Origin of the sequence: Mycobacterium sp. 1274756.6 (assembly GCF_001668625.1) — a bacterium.
Taxonomy (GTDB): domain Bacteria; phylum Actinomycetota; class Actinomycetes; order Mycobacteriales; family Mycobacteriaceae; genus Mycobacterium.
Genome location: NZ_LZLJ01000026.1, coordinates 1 through 17,015, shown reverse-complemented (window position 1 = coordinate 17,015; position 17,015 = coordinate 1). Strand labels below are relative to the sequence as shown.

Here is a 17,015-nt window from a genome sequence, read left to right as displayed (position 1 = left end):
CGGAAGCCTAACGGGCGGTGCGGCACCCTTAAGGTCACGGATATGAGCCTGACCTATTCCAGCGTGTTCGACGCGCCGCGCGACGAGGTGTTCGCCTGGCACGCCCGGCCGGGGGCGATCCACCGACTCTCGCCCCCCTGGCAGTCGATGCGGGTCCGCGCCGAGGCCGCGTCGCTGGCCGACGGTCGCGCCGAACTGCGGCTTCCCGGCGGGCTGCGCTGGGTCGCCCAGCACCAACCGGGCGAATACGATCCGCCGCGACGGTTCGTCGACACCATCGACCACGGCGGGCCGGCGTCGCTGCCGGCCTGGGCGCTGGTGCGCTGGCGGCACAGCCACGAGTTCGACGACACCGGCGACGGTCGTACCCGCTTGACCGACCGGATCGACACCGTCGTACCGGGTTTCGCGCTGCAACGGATGTTCGCCTACCGGCACCGCCAACTGGCCGCCGACCTGGCGGTGCACGCGCGGGCCGCCGCGGCCGGGCTGGGCCCGCTCACGATCGCGGTGACCGGCGCGTCCGGGTTGGTCGGTTCGGCGCTCGTCCCGTTTCTGACCACCGGTGGACACACCGTGATCCGGCTGGTGCGCCGACCTGCCGCCAACCCCGGTGAGCGGCAGTGGAATCCCGCCGACCCCCACCCCGATCTGCTGTCCGGGGTGGACGCGGTGATCCACCTGGCGGGCGAGTCGGTGGCCGGGCGGTTCACCGAAGCGCACCGCCGCGAGCTGCAGGATTCGCGGCTGGTGCCCACCCGGCGGCTGGCCGAACTGGTCGCCGCGAGCACCACCCCGGTGACGATGGTGTCCGCGTCGGGCATCGGCTACTACGGGGCGCGCCGCGGCGACGAGGTGCTCACCGAGGACAGTGAGCGGGGCGACGACTTCCTGGCGCAGCTGGCGGTGGACTGGGAAGCCGCCACCGCACCGGCCGAGGCGGCCGGACAGCGCGTGGTGCGGCTGCGGATCGGGATCGTGCAGTCCCCGCGCGGCGGAACGCTCGGTCTGCAACTGCCGCTGTTCCGCGCCGGGCTGGGCGGCCGGCTCGGCGACGGCCGGCAGTGGCTGTCCTGGATCGGCATCGACGACCTCATCGACATCATCCACCGCGGACTGTGGGACACCGCTCTGCGCGGACCGGTCAACGTGGTGGCCCCGAACCCGGTGCGCAACTTTGACTACACCCGCACCCTCGGGCGGATGCTGCGCCGGCCGACCGTGCTGCCGGTGCCGGCGCTGGGCCCGCGCCTGTTGCTGGGCAAACAGGGTGCGGCCGAGATGGCGCAGGCCAGCCAACGGGTGGCACCTGCGCGGCTGCAGGCCGGCGGGCACGTGTTCCGCCACCAGGATCTCGAGCCGGCGCTGCGGCACCTACTGGGCCGGGTCAGGGGATGAACCGTCGGGGCCGCGGCTACTCCGGGTAGTCCAGCGGTACCCGCAACGCGCTCAACGTCGCTGCGAGGGCGTCGTATTGCCCGGCTAAGGTGACGAACTCGATGAGCCGGGCGCGATCGAGCTGCTCGGACAGCCGGGCCCACGTCGCGTCGGAGAGGGTGCGGGTGTGCACCAACTCGTCGGTGGCGGTGAGCAGCACCCGTTGCCGCTCGGTCAGGCCATCGGCGTCGGGTCCGGCGAAGATCGCGTCCTGCACCGCATCGTCGAGTCCGACGGTCCGGGCGATCCGGCGGTGGTGTTGCAGCTCGTATTCGGATTCGCGCAGGTGCGCCACCCGCAGGATCACCAGCTCGGTGTCGCGCTTGGGCAGTTTCCCGCGCAGCAAGACCCCGCCGAACGGCAGCCATGCTTTCAGCAGCCGCTTGTGCTGGCCCAGGGTGGCGAACAGGTGCATGTTCTCCACGCCGAGCCGCCAGGACGCCACCTTGCAGAACACCCAGTTGAACAGCCCGAGATCGCCCAACGACGGCGCGGGCAGGCGAGGCTGGTCGCTCATGGTCTCCCTCACTAGCGGTTCGGATTTCTGCGCACCCTACACCGGGCGGGGCTCAGCGGGGGTGCTTGACCAGATAGGGCGAAACCGTGCTGCGGTGCTCATCGAGGTCGAGGTCGCTGCCCAAGGCGGGAAACGCACGCTGCGGGCACTTGTCGCGTTCGCAGACCCGGCAACCCGCCCCGATCGGGGTGGCGTTCTCCCCGCCCAGATCCAGCCCGTCGGAGTACACCAGCCGGTGGGCCTGGCGCAGTTCGCAGCCCAGGCCGATCGCAAATGTCTTGCCCGGCTGGCCGTATCGGGCGGCTCGGCGCTCGACGGTGCGCGCCACCCACAGATAGTTGCGTCCGTCGGGCATCTGCGCGATCTGGACCAGGATCTTGCCCGGCTCGGAGAAGGTCTCGTAGACGTTCCACAGCGGACAGGTGCCGCCGCTGGAGGAGAAGTGGAAACCGGTGGCCGACTGTCGCTTTGACATGTTTCCGGCCCGGTCCACCCGGACGAACGAGAACGGCACGCCGCGCATCGACGGCCGCTGCAGGGTGGAGAGCCGGTGCGCCACCGTCTCGTAGGAGACCCGGTAGAAGGCCGAGAGCCGCTCGATGTCATAGCGGTAGTTCTCGGCGCTGTCGTGAAACTGCCGGTACGGCAACACCAGCGCCGCCGCGAAGTAGTTGGCCAAGCCCAGCCGGGCCAGGGTCCGGGAGTCCTTGGAGGTGTAGTTGCCCTCGTCGACCAGGGCGTTGATCATGTCGTCGAATTCCAGGTAGGCCAACTCGGCGGCCATTTTGAACACCCGCTGCCCCCACGACAGGTGGTTGCTGATGTCCAGGGTCTTGGTGCGCGGGTCATAGCGGTGCAGCACCGTCTCGCCCAGATCGATCCGCCGGTTGATGTGCACCCCGTGCCGCTCGGTGAGCCGGTGGGCCAACTCGACGGCCAGCTCGCCCTGGTGACGGCGCATCTGGTAGGCGAGATCCTCGGCGGCGGTGTCCAATTCGTGCAGGTAGTTCTGCCGCTGGTAGAAGAAGTCCCGCACCTCTTCGTGCGGCATCGTGATCGCGCCGCTGCCGTCGGAGTAGCGCTCCTCGGTGGCGGCGGCCAGCTGGGTGGTGGTGATCCGGTACCGCCGGTGCAGGTTGACCATGGCGCGCGCCACCTCGGGGTGGCCATTGACCACCTCGACGACCTCCGCCATGTCGACGGTGGCGTCCACGTCACGGTCCAGCAGCACCTCCCGCAACTCGGCGACCAGGCGGGTGTCGTCCTGCGGGGCGAAGAAGGTGGCGTCGACCCCGAACACCTCGGTGATCCGCAACAGCACCGCCACCGTCAGCGGACGCACGTCGTGCTCGATCTGGTTGAGGTAGCTCGGCGAGATCTCGAGCATCTGGGCCAGCCCGGCCTGGCTGAAGCCGCGTTCCTTGCGTAGTTGGCGGACTCGGGAACCGACGTATGTTTTCGCCATCTGACCAGGTTACAAGCTTGCCAAAACAGGCTTGGCAGGATTCGCATCCAGGTTTGTTGTTTACGGTAATAGGGCACAGAGCAGGCGTGGTGACGGACAGGACAAGCGCGATGGCAGGCACGAACCCCGCAGCACCGACCGGGCTGGGCAAGCAGATGATGCCGGTGCCCGATCCGCACCCGGACGTCTTCGACCGGCAGTGGCCGCTGCGGATCGCCGACATCGACCGCGCCGGCCGGTTGCGTTTCGACGCCGCCGCCCGCCACATCCAGGACATCGGCTCCGACCAGCTGCGGGAGATGGGTTACGAGGAGACCCACCCGCTGTGGATCGTGCGGCGCACCGTCATCGATCTGATCCGGCCGATCGAGTTCCAGGACATGCTGCGGGTACGGCGGTGGTGCTCGGGCACGTCCAACCGGTGGTGTCAGATGCGGGTGCGTATCGACGGCCGCAAGGGCGGGCTGATGGAGTCGGAGGCGTTCTGGATCCACATCAACCGCGAAACCCAGGGGCCGGCGCGCATCGCCGATGACTTCCTGGCCGGGCTGGCCCGCACCACCAGTGAAGGCCGGCTGCGCTGGAAGGCCTACCTGAGCGCGGGCAGTCGGGAGAACGCCACCGAGATCCACGACTACCCGATCCGGGTCACCGACATCGACCTGTTCGACCATGTCAACAATTCGGTCTACTGGAGCGTGGTGGAGGACTGCCTCGCCGGTCACCCCGAACTGCTCGCCGCGCCGTTGCGGGTGGCCATCGAACACGACGCGCCGGTCGCGCTCGGCGACAAGCTGGAGATCCTCACCCACGTCCATCCGGCCGGATCGACCGACCAGTTCGGTCCGCACCTGCTCGACCGCACTGTTACGACGCTCACATACGCCGTCGGCGACGAGGTCAAGGCCATCGCGGCGCTGATGCCCTGCTGACATCGCGAAAACCCGTGCTGACCTGCACCGGACGGTTACCCGCCAGTAGCTAAGTCGGGGTAGAACGCGTTCTCGTTCTTCGCAAACTTAGCCAAGTTTGACAAGGTCGTAGCGGAAATTAGCAGAAAAATCGTTTGACCTGCGAATACTTGCGTGCCAAAGTCGGGTTAGCAAACGAGTGAAGCCATTGCCGGATTAGCAGCCTGGTGGCGCTGAGCAAACCGGATGCGACCGCGCAACCCCCGTTGATCCCGTGGCTTCGGACAGCAAGGAGCACCGATGTCGACTGTTGGCACCCCCAAGAGCCCCGAGCAGATCCAGCACGACTGGGACCACAACCCGCGCTGGAAGGGCGTCACCCGCACCTACAGCCCCGAGGACGTGGTGGCGCTGCAGGGCCACGTCGTCGAGGAGAACACCCTGGCCCGCCGCGGCGCCGAGGTGCTGTGGGACCAGCTGCACTCGATGGACTACGTCAACGCCCTGGGCGCGCTGACCGGCAACATGGCCGTCCAGCAGGTCCGGGCCGGGCTGAAGGCCATCTACCTGTCCGGGTGGCAGGTCGCCGGGGATGCGAACCTGTCCGGGCACACCTACCCCGACCAGAGCCTGTACCCGGCCAACTCGGTGCCGACCGTGGTGCGCCGGATCAACAACGCGCTGCTGCGCGCCGACCAGATCGCCAAGGTCGAGGGTGACACCTCGGTGGACAACTGGCTGGTGCCGATCGTCGCCGACGGTGAGGCCGGCTTCGGTGGGGCGCTCAACGTCTTCGAGCTGCAGAAGGCGATGATCACCGCCGGGGTGGCCGGCTCGCACTGGGAGGACCAGCTGGCCTCGGAGAAGAAGTGCGGCCACCTGGGCGGCAAGGTGCTCATCCCCACCCAGCAGCACATCCGCACGCTGACCTCGGCGCGGCTGGCCGCGGACGTCGCCGACGTGCCGACCGTGGTCATCGCCCGGACCGACGCGGAGGCGGCCACCCTGATCACCTCCGACGTCGACGAGCGCGACCAGCCGTTCATCACCGGCGAGCGCACCGCCGAGGGCTTCTACCAGGTGAAGAACGGCATCGAGCCGTGCATCGCGCGGGCCAAGGCCTACGCCCCCTACGCGGACCTGATCTGGATGGAGACCGGCACCCCGGACCTGGAGCTGGCCAAGCGGTTCGCCGAGGCGGTGAAGGCCGAGTACCCCGACCAGATGCTGGCCTACAACTGCTCGCCGTCGTTCAACTGGAAGAAGCACCTCGACGACGCGACCATCGCCAAGTTCCAGAACGAGCTCGGCGCGATGGGCTTCAAGTTCCAGTTCATCACCCTGGCCGGCTTCCACGCGCTGAACTACTCGATGTTCGACCTGGCCTACGGCTACGCCCGCAACCAGATGAGCGCCTACGTCGAGCTGCAGGAGCGCGAGTTCGCCGCCGAGGAGCGCGGCTACACCGCCACCCGTCACCAGCGCGAGGTCGGTGCCGGCTACTTCGACCGGATCGCCACCACCGTGGACCCGAACTCCTCGACCACCGCGCTGGCCGGCTCCACCGAGGAGGGGCAGTTCCACTGAGCCGACCGGCGTGAGCCGGGAGGCGAGGTGGAACCGAGCCTGGGGCACTGAGCCGACCGGCGTGAGCCGGGAGGCGAGGTGGAACCGAGCCTGGGGCCACTGAGCCGACCGGCGTGAGCCGGGCGCCCGCGCCGAACGTGTCAGCACTGCGAAATTTCGGCAGATTTCTCGCAGCACGCGCACGCTCGGCGGCCGGACGGCGGGCTCGGTCGCAGGCAACTGGGAAAAGTTGACAGCACGGGCCCTGCCCAGCGATGTTGGGCAGGGCCTGTTGCTGCCGCGAACCATTAAGGAGAACCGTGTCGATCGAACGAGTGGGCGTCATCGGCGCCGGGCAGATGGGGGCGGGCATCGCCGAGGTGTCGGCGCGTGCCGGCGTGGCGGTGACGGTGTTCGAGACCTCCGAGGCGCTGGTCACCGCGGGCCGCAACCGCATCACCAAGTCCCTGGAGCGCGGGGTGAGTGCGGGCAAGATCACCGAACGCGAACGCGACCAGGTGCTCTCCCAGCTCAGCTTCACCTGCGACCTGACCGACATGGCCGACCGGCAGCTGGTGATCGAGGCGGTCATCGAGGACGAGACGGTCAAGGCGGGGCTGTTCGCCGACCTCGACCGGATCATCACCGACCCGACCGCGGTGCTGGCGTCGAACACCTCCTCGATCCCGATCATGCGGATCGCCGCGGCCACCGAGAACCCGCAGCGGGTGCTGGGCCTGCACTTCTTCAATCCGGTGCCGGTGCTGCCGCTGGTCGAGTTGGTCAGCACCCTGGTCACCGACGAGAGCGCCATCGAGCGCACCGAGCAGTTCGCCGGGGAGGTGCTCGGCAAGCAGGTGGTGCGTTGCTCGGACCGCTCGGGCTTCGTGGTCAACGCGCTGCTGGTGCCCTACCTGCTCTCGGCGATCCGGATGGTGGAGGACGGCTTCGCCACCGTGGCCGACGTCGACAAGGCGGTGGTGGCCGGGCTGTCGCACCCGATGGGCCCGCTGCGGCTGTCCGACCTGGTCGGGCTGGACACGCTGAAGCTCATCGCCGACAAGCTCTTCGACGAGTTCAAGCAACCCCACCTCGCGCCGCCGCCGCTGCTGCTGCGCATGGTCGAGGCCGGCCAGCTCGGCAAGAAGTCCGGGCGCGGTTTCTACGACTACTGACTATTGGGCGGCGTCCAGCGACGGCACGATCGGGGACGGGTGCGGCATGGAGCTGAACTTCTCCAGTGACCCACCCACTTCGACGATGCCCACCAGCGCGTTCCACGACAGCATGTGCAGGTAGTCGATCAGCTCATCGGAGCTCATCCGGCGGTGCGACATCCACGAGTGGGTCGCCAGCTGCACCCCGCCGACGATCATGTAGGACCAGGTCTCCACGCCGTGGGTGTCCATCCCGGCCTCTTGCATCCGCCGGCGCAGCATGACCGTCAGCATCCCGGCGATGATCCGCTCGCTGTCGGCGATCACCTTGCTCTTGCTCGCCGAACTGTTGGCCATCACGAACGGGTAGATCTCCGGTTCGGCCGCGACGGTGTCCACGTACACCCGGATGATCTCGCGGGTCAGGGCGAAGCCGTCGAGCTGCGCCGACAGCGCGGCCGCCATGTTGGGGATCAGCGTGGTCTGCGCGAACCGCATCATCACCGCGGTGGTGAGGTCGTTCTTGTCCACGAAGTACCGGTAGAGCACCGTTTTGGAGACGCCGATGTCGGCGGCGATCTCGTCCATGCTCACGTCCCGCCCGCGGCGGCGGATAGCCTCCAACGTGCCGTCGACCAGTTCGGTGCGGCGTTCCACCTTGTGCTGATGCCAGCGGCGCTTCCGGCCGTCGGCTTTCACGTTCCTCGTCGGGATGTCGGAGTCCACCTTCGCGGTTCCCATTCGCTCGATGCCCTCGATACTACGGATGGCCCCGGTAGGTCAGCGTCTCCGGGCATCCGGCGCGGCGGCCGCAGAACGTGGATGATGGTGCGGTGGCGCTCCGAACCGACCCGGCCCCGCCCCAGCCCGGACTGGGGACCTCGTTCGCGGAATCGTTTGCCGGGGCCGACCCGGTCGCCGACGCCGAGCGGCTCCGTTCCCTGCGGGTGATGAAGGTGGTGGCGCTGAGCTTCCTGCTCGGCGCCACCGTGGTGTTCCTGCTGTGCCGGTGGGCGCAGTCCGACGGCACCGCGCCGACCTGGGTGGGCTACGTCGGCGCGGCCGCCGAGGCCGGCATGGTGGGGGCGCTCGCCGACTGGTTTGCCGTCACGGCGCTGTTCAAGCGTCCGCTGGGCCTACCGATCCCGCACACCGCGATCATCAAGCGGAAGAAGGACCAGCTCGGCCAGGGGCTGGGCACCTTCGTGCGGGAGAACTTCCTGGCGCCCGACGTGGTGGCGGCCAAGCTGCGCGACGCGGAGGTGGCCAGCCGGGCCGGCAAGTGGCTGGCCGACGCCGGTCACGCCGAACGGGTCGCGGCGGAGACCGCCACCGTGCTGCGGGTCCTGGTCGAGCTGCTGCGCGACGAGGACGTGCAGACGGTGATCGACCGGATGATCGTGCGCCGCATCGCCGAACCGCAGTGGGGTCCGCCGGTGGGCCGGATGTTGGGCAGCCTGCTCGCCGAGAACCGGCAGGAGGCGCTGATCCAGCTGCTCTGCGACCGCGCGTTCCAGTGGTCGCTCAACGCCGGGGACACCATCGAGAAGGTGGTCACCCGCGACTCGCCGGGCTGGACGCCGCGGTTCGTCGACCAGATGGTCGGCGACCGGATCCACCGCGAGCTGATGGACTTCACCGACAAGGTGCGCCGCGACCCCAACCACGAGCTGCGCCGGTCGGCCACCCGGTTCCTGTTCGACTTCGCCGAGGACCTGCAACACGACCCGGACACCATCGCGCGGGCCGACAACGTCAAGGACCAGCTGATGGCGCGCGAGGAGGTGACCACCGCCGCCGAGACCGCGTGGAAGACCCTCAAACGGCTGGTGCTCGAGGGGGTCGACGACCCGTCGAGCACGCTGCGCAGCCGGGTGGCCGAGACGGTGGTCCGCATCGGGGAGTCGCTGCGCGACGACGCCGAACTGCGCGACAAGGTCGACAACTGGCTGGTGCGGGCCGCCCAGCACCTGGTCGCCCAATACGGGGTGGAGATCACCGCGATCATCACCGAGACCATCGAACGCTGGGACGCCGCGGAGGCCAGCCGGCGCATTGAGTTGCACGTCGGCCGCGACCTGCAGTTCATCCGGATCAACGGCACCGTGGTCGGCTCGCTGGCCGGCCTGGTGATCTACACAATCGCCCATCTAGCGTTCTGACCTGCGCTAACGAGTGCTTGCAAAAGCTAGCACTGGTTGGTACCCTGGGGCTTGTCAGCAATGACGGTCCATCGCAGAGGAGGGCGGATGTCGCAAGACGAGAAGCTCGCCACTGTGGTCTCGGCCGCATCGGACATCGGCAGCTTCATCAGGTCGCAGCGGGAAGCCGCGCAGGTGTCGATGCGGCAACTGGCCGACAAGGCCGGTGTCAGCAACCCCTACCTCAGCCAGATCGAACGGGGGTTGCGCAAACCGTCCGCCGATGTGCTCAGCCAGATCGCCAAGGCGTTGCGACTGTCGGCCGAAGTGCTTTACGTTCGGGCCGGGATCCTCGAGCCCAGTGAGGGCAGCGAGGTGCGGGACGCCATCATCACCGATCCGGCGATCACCGAACGGCAAAAACAAGTTCTGCTGGACATCTACGCGTCGTTCGTCCAGCAGAACGCTCCGGAGAGTGAGGAGTCGCCATCGGACTGACTCCGCACGATCAGGAATGAACCCAGAAACCAACCACCGAAAGGAATCACCACCATGGCCGAAAACCCCAACATCGATGAACTGAAGGCCCCGCTGCTCGCCGCGCTGGGCGCCGCCGACCTGGCCCTGGCCACCGTCAGCGACCTGGTCGCCAACATGCGCGAGCGCGCCGACGAGGCCCGCAGCAACACCTCCACCCGCGTCGAGGAGAGCCGGGCGCGGCTGAACAAGCTGCAGGAGGAGCTGCCCGAGCAGTTCGAGGAGCTGCGCGAGAAGTTCACCGCCGAGGAGCTGCGCAAGGCCGCCGAGGGCTACGTCGAGGCCGCGACCAGCCGCTACAACGACCTGGTCGCCCGCGGTGAGGCCGCCCTGGAGCGGCTGCGGCACCAGCCGGCGTTCGAGGACGCCGCGGACCGCGCCGAGGGCTACGTCGACCAGGCCGTCGAGCTGACCCAGGAGGCCCTGGGCAACGTCGCCAGCCAGACCCGCGCGGTCGGTGAGCGCGCCGCCAAGCTGGTCGGTGTCGAGTTGCCCAAGAAGGTCGACGAGGCGACCGCCAAGGCCGCCGCGTCCGCCGAGAAGGCCGAGAAGAAGGTGACCAAGAAGGCCCCGGCCAAGAAGGCCCCGGCCAAGAAGGCTGCGGCCAAGAAGGCCCCCGCCAAGAAGGTCACCCAGAAGTAACCCGCACCACCCGACGCCCCCGCCGCCCCGCCGCGACGGGGGCGTCGGCGTCGGGGCACCTTTAGACTGACGGGGTGATATTCCCGTATGCCGCCAATCTGGTGTTGCTGGCCGTGCAGGCCGCGGTGGCCCTGGCCACGCTGTACGCACTGGTGCATGCGGCGCTGCAACGGCCCGACGCCTACGCCGCCACCGAGAAGCTGACCAAGCCGGTGTGGCTGGTGATCCTCGCGGTCGGGCTGCTGCTGGCCGTGCTGCCCAACTTCATCCTCGGCCCGGTGATCGCGGCGTGCGCCGCCGGGGTCTACCTCGTCGACGTGCGGCCGCGGCTGCTCGACGTCCAGGGCAAGTCCCGCTAACCCATGCGAACGATGCTCGCCGCGCTGATGGCGGCGCCGCTGCTGCTGACCGGCGTCCCCGCCCACGCCGAGGCGGGTCCGGCCCTGATCGACCACGTCGAGTGGGCCGACTGGCAGGGCCGGCCGAGCCTGCGGGTCTACCCGCTGCCGGCCGCGCGGGCGGCGGCCGTCCGGCTCGGCGCGGTCGCCGAGGGGGAGCGGGCGTGGAGCGAGGTGCTGACCCGGGCCCCCGAGGCGGCCACGCCCGGCATGCGCGAACAGTTCCTGTGCCACTGGCAATACGCCGAGTTGGCGCAGCCGGGCAAGACCAGTTGGAATCTGGAGCCGTGGCGGCCGGTGGTCGACGAGGTCACCATGCTCGACGCCGGCTGCAACCCGGGCGCCGCCGAGGAGCCGTTCTGATGCCCCGCAGTCGCGCGCAGGTCGCCGCCCTCGTCGACCACACCCTGCTCAAACCCGAGGCCACACCCGGGGAGGTGGCCGACCTGGTGGCCGAGGCGACCGAGTTGGGCGCGTTCGCGGTCTGCGTCTCACCGTCGATGGTGCCCGCGGCGATCAATACCGCCGGGCTGCCGATCGCCACCGTCGCCGGCTTCCCGTCGGGCAAGCACCACAGTGAGATCAAGGCCGCCGAGGCGGCCCGCGCGGTGACGGCCGGCGCCGACGAGGTCGACATGGTCCTCGACGTCGGGGCGGTGCTCTGCGGGGATCTCGCGGCGGTCGCCGCCGACATCGGCATGGTGCGCACGGCGATCCCCGACGCGGTGCTCAAGGTGATCGTGGAGTCCGCGGTGCTGCTCAACATCGGCGGGGAGGAGGCGCTGATCGGGGCGTGCCGGGCCGCCGAGAACGCCGGCGCGGACTTCGTGAAGACCTCCACCGGATTCCACCCGGCCGGCGGGGCGTCGGTGCGGGCCGTGGAGGTGATGGCCGCGACCGTCGGCGGGCGCCTCGGCGTGAAGGCCAGCGGCGGGATCCGGACCGCGGCGGACGCGGCGGCCCTGCTCGACGCGGGCGCCACCCGGTTGGGGCTCTCCGGCACCCGCGCCGTCCTCGACGGCTTCAGCTGAAACCGCGCCGCCGGCTCAGATGTCGGCGAAGCAGGGGTTGTTGCTGTTGGTCGGGATCGCGGCGTTGCGGGTGGACAGCCGGGCGATCACCCCGTCCTCGGTCACCTCGACGCTGTCGGCCTTGATACCCAGCGGGTAGTCCTTGGTCAGGTCCTTGGTGAACCCGTCGAGCATCGACTGGATGCTCTCCCGGGGCAGAGTGAGACCCAACCCGTCGAACTTGACGACCTCCAGGCCGAAACCGCCATCGCTGACCTTCGGCTTGGCGACGATCGTGCTGAAGGTGCCCTTCAGCTCCACGGTGCCGTCGTTGGGGTTGGTTTTGACGCTCTTGACTGCCAGCCCGCCGAGGATCGGGATCTCCGATTCCACGGTCTCCTTGATCCCGGTCGTGGACCAGGTGATGGCGGCGTCGAGCTCGCCGATCGTGCCCTTGGAGTCCGCGGTCGGGGTCAGGTCCACGTCGTGGATCCGGATGTCGACGGTCATGTCCTTGGCGTGACGCACCCGGGCGCCGTCGCTGTGGATGACGATGTTGGTGTAGCGCCCGGTGAAGTGCTGCCACAGCACCGGCGGCGTGACCCCGAACGACACCTGGACACCGTCTTGGATCTCACACTGGGCGGCGTTGCTGACCTTGCTGTTGGCGACGTGGCGGGCGTACAGCTCCGCGCCGATCACGCCCGCGGCGACCAACGCGATCACGGTGACGACGATCAGCAGGATTGAGACGGGATCGGTCAGCAGGCCGCGCAGCTTCGCGCCCGCACCGTTGCGCTTCGCCGGCGGCGGTTCGGCCGGCGGCTGGTCCGCACCGGGGTCGGCGGCCGGTTCGGGTTGCGGACCGGCCGCGCGCGGCGGGGTGATCTGACGGGTCGGGGTCTCCCCGCCGCGGCCCGTGACGTTCATCTGGCGGGTCGCCGACTGCGACGGCGGCTCGACGGGCCGGGCCGGTGGGACCGGCTGGGGTGGGTGCTGCTGCGGCGGTGGCTGCGCGGGGCCGGCGGGCCGGGGCGGCTGCGGCGGCACATTCTGGGGTGGCACGTTCTGGGGTGGCACGTTCTGGGGCGGCGCGTGGTGCGGGGGCGTCCCGTGCGGCGGCGGGGCGCGCGGCGGCACGTTCTGCGACGGGCGGCTCCACGGTGAATCACCGGGCGGGGGTCCAGGCGGTGTGGTCACCCGGGCGATTCTGCCTCATCGCGGTGAACATTGCCTGAGCGAATTTCGTCTCCGGGGCCGACGCCGTCGGCTCGCGCAGGCGGTCCGCTCACGACGCGAACACGTCCGGATCGAAGTTCTGCGCCCGATTGCGCAGCACACCGAGGGTCCGGCGGGCCTCGTCGACCGCCGCGATGTCGACCTCGGTGACCAGCAAGCGGGGCTCGCCACCGGCTTCGGCCAGCACCTCCCCGAACGGTGAGACGATCAGGCTGCCTCCCGTCCCGGTCGGCGCGGTGGTGGGCGGCAGCGTGTCGCCGGGATCGGCCTGCCCGGCTGCGGCGAGGAAGCAGCCGCAGTCCAGCGCCCGCGCGCGGGCCAGCACCCGCCACTGCTCGAGCTTGCCCACACCGGCGCCCCAGGAGGCGCTGAGCGTGATCAGTTGGGCGCCCCGGTCGGCGAGGGCCGCGTACAGCGCCGGGAACCGCACGTCATAGCAGGTGCTCAACCCCACGCTCACCCCGTCGACCTCGATCACCACCGGCCGCACACCGCGGGCGACCGTGCGGGACTCGGCGAACCCGAACGCGTCGAACAGGTGGATCTTGTCGTAGTGGGCGTCGACGCCGGGCCCGACCGCCAGCAGCGTGTTGGCCACCCGATCGTCGTCGGCGGGGGTGAACATCCCGGCGATCACGGTCACCCCGGCGCGGGCCGCGATGTCGCGCACCCCGTCGGCCCACCGGCCGGTGACCGGCTCGGCGACCGGGCGCAGCGGCACCCCGAACCGGCACATCGTCGCCTCCGGGAAGACCACCAGCGTCGCGCCGGCTGCGGCGGCCCGCCCGGTGTAGTCGGCCACCGCCTGCAGGTTGGCCGCCGGGTCGGTGCCGCTGAGCATCTGGGCCACCGCGATCCGCATACCGCCAGCCTATCGACGGGCGCCGCCCGCGGCGCGCCGGAAGCGCTCGGGCGCGAGTGAAGCCCCACGGAGGAATCCGGCGACTTTTTCCGCCCTAGCGGTGCACTCGCGGCGGATTACCGCCCTCGCCGGGACGTGGAGGAGGGGCCGGTGGCCGGCCGGTCAGCGCCGCTCGGCGAGCCAGGCGGCGGTGAAACGCTGCTCGGCAGTGAGCAGATCGCCGAGGGCGTTGGCGATGAACGACTCGAGCTTGCCGCCCACCAGTGGCACGTTGACCCGCACCGTCGCCGACACGCTCAGCCGCGACCCGGTCGGCAGCGGCGTCAGCCGCGCTTTGCTGCACAGCGACGCCGGCGCGCCCCTGACCTCCGCGTCGACCTCGCCGCGCGACACACCCGCCTGCACCGGATGCCAGGTCTCGCGTCGCACCACGTCGAGGTCGCCGCGATGAAACTGCGCCGCCAGGGCGGGCAGCCGCCACCGCGCCAGGCTCTGGGTGGCGCTCACGTCGACGGTGCCGTCGTCGGCGACGGTCAGCGCGTCCAGGGTGGCGACGTCGGCGCCGGACTCGGCCAACCGGGCCAGCCAGTACTGCCGGTCACCGAACGCGGCGAACACCTCATCGACGGCAACCGGGTAGTCGGCCGACAAGTCGAATGATCGCGGCATAGCTGGTCAGGCTACCGTTCCTGGCGTGGGAAACCGGTTTGCCGACGCGCGGGTCCGCGCAGACGTGTCGCTGGCGGCGCTGACCACCCTGCGGGTCGGCCCGGTGGCGCGCCGGTTCGTCACCGCGGCCACCCCCGAGCAGATCGTCGCCGCGCTCACCGAACTCGACGCGGAGGACGGCCCGGCGCCGCTGGTGCTCGCCGGCGGCTCGAACCTGCTCATCGCCGACGAGCTGACCGACCTGACCGTGGTGCACCTGACCGCCGCCGACATCCGCATCGACGGCAACGTGCTGCGGGTGCAGGCCGGCGCCGTCTGGGACGACGTCGTGGCGGCGAGCATCGCCGCCGGACTCGGTGGCCTGGAATGCCTGTCGGGGATCCCCGGCTCGGCCGGCGCCACCCCCGTCCAAAACGTCGGGGCCTACGGCGCCGAGGTCGCCGACACCATCACCGCGGTGCGCCTGCTCGACCGGTCCACCGGCGCCCTGGAATGGGTCGAGCCGGCGGCCCTGGAGTTCGGCTACCGCACCAGCGTGCTCAAGTACTCCGACGCGCACACCGTCGTCGAGGTGGAGTTCACCCTCGACGCCGCCGGGCGCAGCGCCCCGCTGCGCTACGGCGAACTGGCCACCGCCCTCGGCGCGACGGCGGGGGAGCGCGCCGACCCCGCCACCGTGCGGCGCGCGGTGCTGGGCCTGCGCGCCGGGAAAGGCATGGTGCTCGACCCGGCCGACCACGACACCTGGAGCGCCGGCTCGTTCTTCACCAACCCGGTGGTCGCCCCCGAGGTCTACGCGACGCTGGCCGCCGGCCACGACGGCCCGGTGCCGCACTACCCCGACCCCGGCGGGGTGAAACTCGCCGCGGGCTGGCTGGTGGAGCAGGCCGGGTTCGGCAAGGGCTACCCGCACCGCGACGACGCGCCGTGCCGGCTGTCCACCAAGCACGCGTTGGCGCTGACCAACCGCGGCCACGCCTCGACCGCCGACGTGCTGGCACTGGCCCGCACCGTGCGCGACGGCGTGCGCGACCGGTTCGGTATCGCCTTGGTGCCCGAGCCGGTCCTGGTCGGCTGCACACTGTGACAGCTGTGGTCTTACCGCCGGGGGTGGCGCCCCGGTGCCGGTATCGTTGGCTGGCGTGAATGCGGCCGACGACCTCCCGGCGATCACCCGCCGCCGGGCGCTGGGCGCCCTGGCCGTCGGGGTGGCCGCGGCGCTGGCCGCCTGCTCGCGGGGCGGCGACCCGGCTGCCCCGAGCGCGCAGCAGCCCGCCCCCACCCTGGTCTTCGCCCCGGAGGCCGACGCCGCCGACATCCTGCCGACCGCTCCGGTGAGCGTCGAGGTCCGCGACGGCTGGTTCCAGAAGGTGACGCTGACCAACGCCGACGGCAAGCCGGTCGCCGGGGTGCTCAACCGGGAGCGCACCGTGTACACGGTCACCGAGCCGCTGGGCTACGCGATGACCTACACCTGGGCCGGCTCGGTGGTCGGCCGCGACGGCAACGCCGTGCCGGTGCGCGGCGCATTCGACACCGTGCACCCCACCCGGGTGGTCGACGGCGGGTTCCAACTCGCCGACGGGCAGACCGTCGGGGTCGCGGCCCCGGTGATCATCCAGTTCGACGCCCCCATCGCCGACAAGGCCGCCGTCGAACGCGCCCTGACCGTCACCACCGAGCCGCCGGTCGAGGGCGCCTGGGCGTGGCTGCCCGACGAGGCGCAGGGCTCGCGGGTGCACTGGCGCACCCGCGAGTACTACCCGGCGGGCACCACCGTCAACGTCGACGCCAAGCTCTACGGGCTGGCCTTCGGGGAGGGCGCCTACGGCGCCCAGGACATGAGCCTGAACTTCCAGATCGGCCGCCGCCAGGTGGTGCGGGCGCACGCCCCCTCCCACCGCATCCAGGTGATCACCGACGCCGGGGTGATCATGGACTTCCCCTGCAGCTACGGGGAGGCCGACCAGCCGCGCAACGTCACCCGCAGCGGCATCCACGTCGTCACCGAGAAGTACGCGGACTTCTGGATGTCCAACCCGGCGGCCGGCTACGAGAACATCCACGAACGCTGGGCGGTGCGTATCTCCAACAACGGCGAGTTCATCCACGCCAACCCGGCCAGCTCCGGCGCCCAGGGCAACACCAACGTCACCAACGGCTGCATCAACCTGTCCGACGGCGACGCCCAGCAGTACTTCAACAGCGCCATCTACGGCGACCCGGTGGAGGTCACCGGCACCTCCATCGAGTTGTCCTACGCGGACGGCGACCTGTGGGACTGGGCGGTGGACTGGGACACCTGGCTGTCGATGTCGGCGCTGCCCGCACCGGAGGGCGAGACCCCCGCCCCGACGTCGCTGCCGGAGACGGCCTGATCGTCACCGTCACCTCGATCGCGGCGTTCGAGATCTACGACGGCCGCGCCGGCTACACCGCCGCCAAACACGCCCACACAGAATAG

At 70.3% G+C, this 17,015-nt stretch carries 17 protein-coding genes and 2 pseudogenes; 13 read left to right on the top strand and 6 right to left on the bottom strand.

The features are described from left to right. Nucleotides 1-42 precede the first annotated feature (42 nt). On the top strand, nt 43-1,398 hold the full coding sequence (locus A5643_RS03585; protein ID WP_066852032.1) for a TIGR01777 family oxidoreductase: 1,356 nt from the start codon (nt 43-45) through the stop codon (nt 1,396-1,398). Nucleotides 1,399-1,414: 16 nt separating this feature from the next. Here A5643_RS03585 and A5643_RS03580 read toward each other — a convergent pair whose 3' ends face one another. Both A5643_RS03580 and ramB read right to left on the bottom strand, forming a co-directional pair. Beyond that, nucleotides 1,415-1,954 (bottom strand): carboxymuconolactone decarboxylase family protein, encoded by a 540-nt coding sequence (locus A5643_RS03580; RefSeq protein ID WP_066852030.1) that lies wholly within the window; start codon nt 1,952-1,954, stop codon nt 1,415-1,417. Between the two features lie 52 nt (nt 1,955-2,006). Next, nucleotides 2,007-3,419 (bottom strand): acetate metabolism transcriptional regulator RamB, encoded by a 1,413-nt coding sequence (gene ramB / locus A5643_RS03575; protein WP_066852029.1) that lies wholly within the window; start codon nt 3,417-3,419, stop codon nt 2,007-2,009. Between the two features lie 110 nt (nt 3,420-3,529). Here ramB and A5643_RS03570 point away from each other — a divergent pair, with 110 nt between their 5' ends. The 3 genes from A5643_RS03570 (at nt 3,530) to A5643_RS03560 (ending at nt 7,071) form a co-directional block, all read left to right on the top strand. Then, nucleotides 3,530-4,351, top strand: a complete 822-nt coding sequence (locus A5643_RS03570) for an acyl-[acyl-carrier-protein] thioesterase (RefSeq protein ID WP_066852027.1) — start codon at nt 3,530-3,532, stop codon at nt 4,349-4,351. Between the two features lie 279 nt (nt 4,352-4,630). After that, nucleotides 4,631-5,917: an isocitrate lyase gene (gene aceA / locus A5643_RS03565; RefSeq protein WP_066852025.1), complete on the top strand. Its 1,287-nt coding sequence runs from the start codon at nt 4,631-4,633 to the stop codon at nt 5,915-5,917. Between the two features lie 299 nt (nt 5,918-6,216). After that, nucleotides 6,217-7,071, top strand: a complete 855-nt coding sequence (locus A5643_RS03560) for a 3-hydroxybutyryl-CoA dehydrogenase (protein ID WP_286143630.1) — start codon at nt 6,217-6,219, stop codon at nt 7,069-7,071. Here the strand turns inward: A5643_RS03560 and A5643_RS03555 are convergent, their stop codons facing one another. Continuing rightward, nucleotides 7,072-7,794: a TetR/AcrR family transcriptional regulator gene (locus A5643_RS03555; protein ID WP_066852021.1), complete on the bottom strand. Its 723-nt coding sequence runs from the start codon at nt 7,792-7,794 to the stop codon at nt 7,072-7,074. Nucleotides 7,795-7,886: 92 nt separating this feature from the next. Here A5643_RS03555 and A5643_RS03550 point away from each other — a divergent pair, with 92 nt between their 5' ends. The 6 genes from A5643_RS03550 (at nt 7,887) to deoC (ending at nt 11,802) form a co-directional block, all read left to right on the top strand. Continuing rightward, on the top strand, nt 7,887-9,215 hold the full coding sequence (locus A5643_RS03550) for a DUF445 domain-containing protein (RefSeq protein ID WP_066852019.1): 1,329 nt from the start codon (nt 7,887-7,889) through the stop codon (nt 9,213-9,215). Between the two features lie 87 nt (nt 9,216-9,302). Then, nucleotides 9,303-9,692 (top strand): helix-turn-helix domain-containing protein, encoded by a 390-nt coding sequence (locus tag A5643_RS03545; protein ID WP_066852017.1) that lies wholly within the window; start codon nt 9,303-9,305, stop codon nt 9,690-9,692. A 54-nt stretch (nt 9,693-9,746) separates the two neighbouring features. After that, entirely contained in the window at nt 9,747-10,373 is a 627-nt protein-coding gene (locus tag A5643_RS03540; protein WP_066852015.1) for a heparin-binding hemagglutinin, read from the top strand. A gap of 74 nt (nt 10,374-10,447) precedes the next feature. Continuing rightward, a complete protein-coding gene (locus A5643_RS03535) occupies nt 10,448-10,732 on the top strand; it encodes a DUF2516 family protein (protein ID WP_066852013.1) in 285 nt (94 codons plus the stop codon). Between the two features lie 3 nt (nt 10,733-10,735). Next, complete coding sequence (locus A5643_RS03530; RefSeq protein WP_066852011.1) at nt 10,736-11,134, top strand: DUF2599 domain-containing protein; 399 nt, start codon at nt 10,736-10,738, stop codon at nt 11,132-11,134. Continuing rightward, nucleotides 11,134-11,802: a deoxyribose-phosphate aldolase gene (gene deoC / locus A5643_RS03525; RefSeq protein WP_066852009.1), complete on the top strand. Its 669-nt coding sequence runs from the start codon at nt 11,134-11,136 to the stop codon at nt 11,800-11,802. The genes A5643_RS03530 and deoC overlap by 1 nt, the downstream gene beginning before the upstream one ends. Before the next feature lie 15 nt (nt 11,803-11,817). On the opposite strand, the gene A5643_RS03520 is transcribed toward deoC, so the two are convergent. The 3 genes from A5643_RS03520 to A5643_RS03510 form a co-directional block, all read right to left on the bottom strand. Then, complete coding sequence (locus A5643_RS03520) at nt 11,818-12,981, bottom strand: LmeA family phospholipid-binding protein (RefSeq protein WP_082948705.1); 1,164 nt, start codon at nt 12,979-12,981, stop codon at nt 11,818-11,820. Between the two features lie 88 nt (nt 12,982-13,069). After that, nucleotides 13,070-13,882, bottom strand: coding sequence for a carbon-nitrogen hydrolase family protein (locus tag A5643_RS03515; RefSeq protein ID WP_066852000.1), 813 nt, complete (start codon nt 13,880-13,882; stop codon nt 13,070-13,072). A 162-nt stretch (nt 13,883-14,044) separates the two neighbouring features. Next, complete coding sequence (locus A5643_RS03510) at nt 14,045-14,551, bottom strand: DUF2505 domain-containing protein (RefSeq protein ID WP_066851998.1); 507 nt, start codon at nt 14,549-14,551, stop codon at nt 14,045-14,047. Here A5643_RS03510 and A5643_RS03505 point away from each other — a divergent pair. From A5643_RS03505 to A5643_RS18385, 3 genes and pseudogenes are all read left to right on the top strand, one after another. After that, nucleotides 14,550-15,638, top strand: coding sequence for a UDP-N-acetylmuramate dehydrogenase (locus tag A5643_RS03505; protein ID WP_066851996.1), 1,089 nt, complete (start codon nt 14,550-14,552; stop codon nt 15,636-15,638). The genes A5643_RS03510 and A5643_RS03505 overlap by 2 nt on opposite strands. Before the next feature lie 34 nt (nt 15,639-15,672). Next, nucleotides 15,673-16,926, top strand: a pseudogene (locus A5643_RS03500) (L,D-transpeptidase); the annotation flags it as partial. Further along, a pseudogene (locus tag A5643_RS18385) lies at nt 16,914-17,003 on the top strand (SDR family oxidoreductase); the annotation flags it as partial. The pseudogenes A5643_RS03500 and A5643_RS18385, both read left to right, overlap by 13 nt. Nucleotides 17,004-17,015: the final 12 nt, after the last annotated feature.

What these genes read in the sequence shown, in the direction of transcription:
- A5643_RS03515 (WP_066852000.1), bottom strand. Translation starts at nt 13,882, where the DNA reads ATGCGGATCGCGGTGGCCCAGATGCTCAGCGGCACCGACCCGGCGGCC.
- A5643_RS03540 (WP_066852015.1), top strand. Translation starts at nt 9,747, where the DNA reads ATGGCCGAAAACCCCAACATCGATGAACTGAAGGCCCCGCTGCTCGCC.
- aceA (WP_066852025.1), top strand. Translation starts at nt 4,631, where the DNA reads ATGTCGACTGTTGGCACCCCCAAGAGCCCCGAGCAGATCCAGCACGAC.
- ramB (WP_066852029.1), bottom strand. Translation starts at nt 3,419, where the DNA reads ATGGCGAAAACATACGTCGGTTCCCGAGTCCGCCAACTACGCAAGGAA.
- A5643_RS03580 (WP_066852030.1), bottom strand. Translation starts at nt 1,954, where the DNA reads ATGAGCGACCAGCCTCGCCTGCCCGCGCCGTCGTTGGGCGATCTCGGG.
- A5643_RS03570 (WP_066852027.1), top strand. Translation starts at nt 3,530, where the DNA reads ATGGCAGGCACGAACCCCGCAGCACCGACCGGGCTGGGCAAGCAGATG.
- A5643_RS03530 (WP_066852011.1), top strand. Translation starts at nt 10,736, where the DNA reads ATGCGAACGATGCTCGCCGCGCTGATGGCGGCGCCGCTGCTGCTGACC.
- deoC (WP_066852009.1), top strand. Translation starts at nt 11,134, where the DNA reads ATGCCCCGCAGTCGCGCGCAGGTCGCCGCCCTCGTCGACCACACCCTG.
- A5643_RS03555 (WP_066852021.1), bottom strand. Translation starts at nt 7,794, where the DNA reads ATGGGAACCGCGAAGGTGGACTCCGACATCCCGACGAGGAACGTGAAA.
- A5643_RS03545 (WP_066852017.1), top strand. Translation starts at nt 9,303, where the DNA reads ATGTCGCAAGACGAGAAGCTCGCCACTGTGGTCTCGGCCGCATCGGAC.
- A5643_RS03585 (WP_066852032.1), top strand. Translation starts at nt 43, where the DNA reads ATGAGCCTGACCTATTCCAGCGTGTTCGACGCGCCGCGCGACGAGGTG.
- A5643_RS03510 (WP_066851998.1), bottom strand. Translation starts at nt 14,551, where the DNA reads ATGCCGCGATCATTCGACTTGTCGGCCGACTACCCGGTTGCCGTCGAT.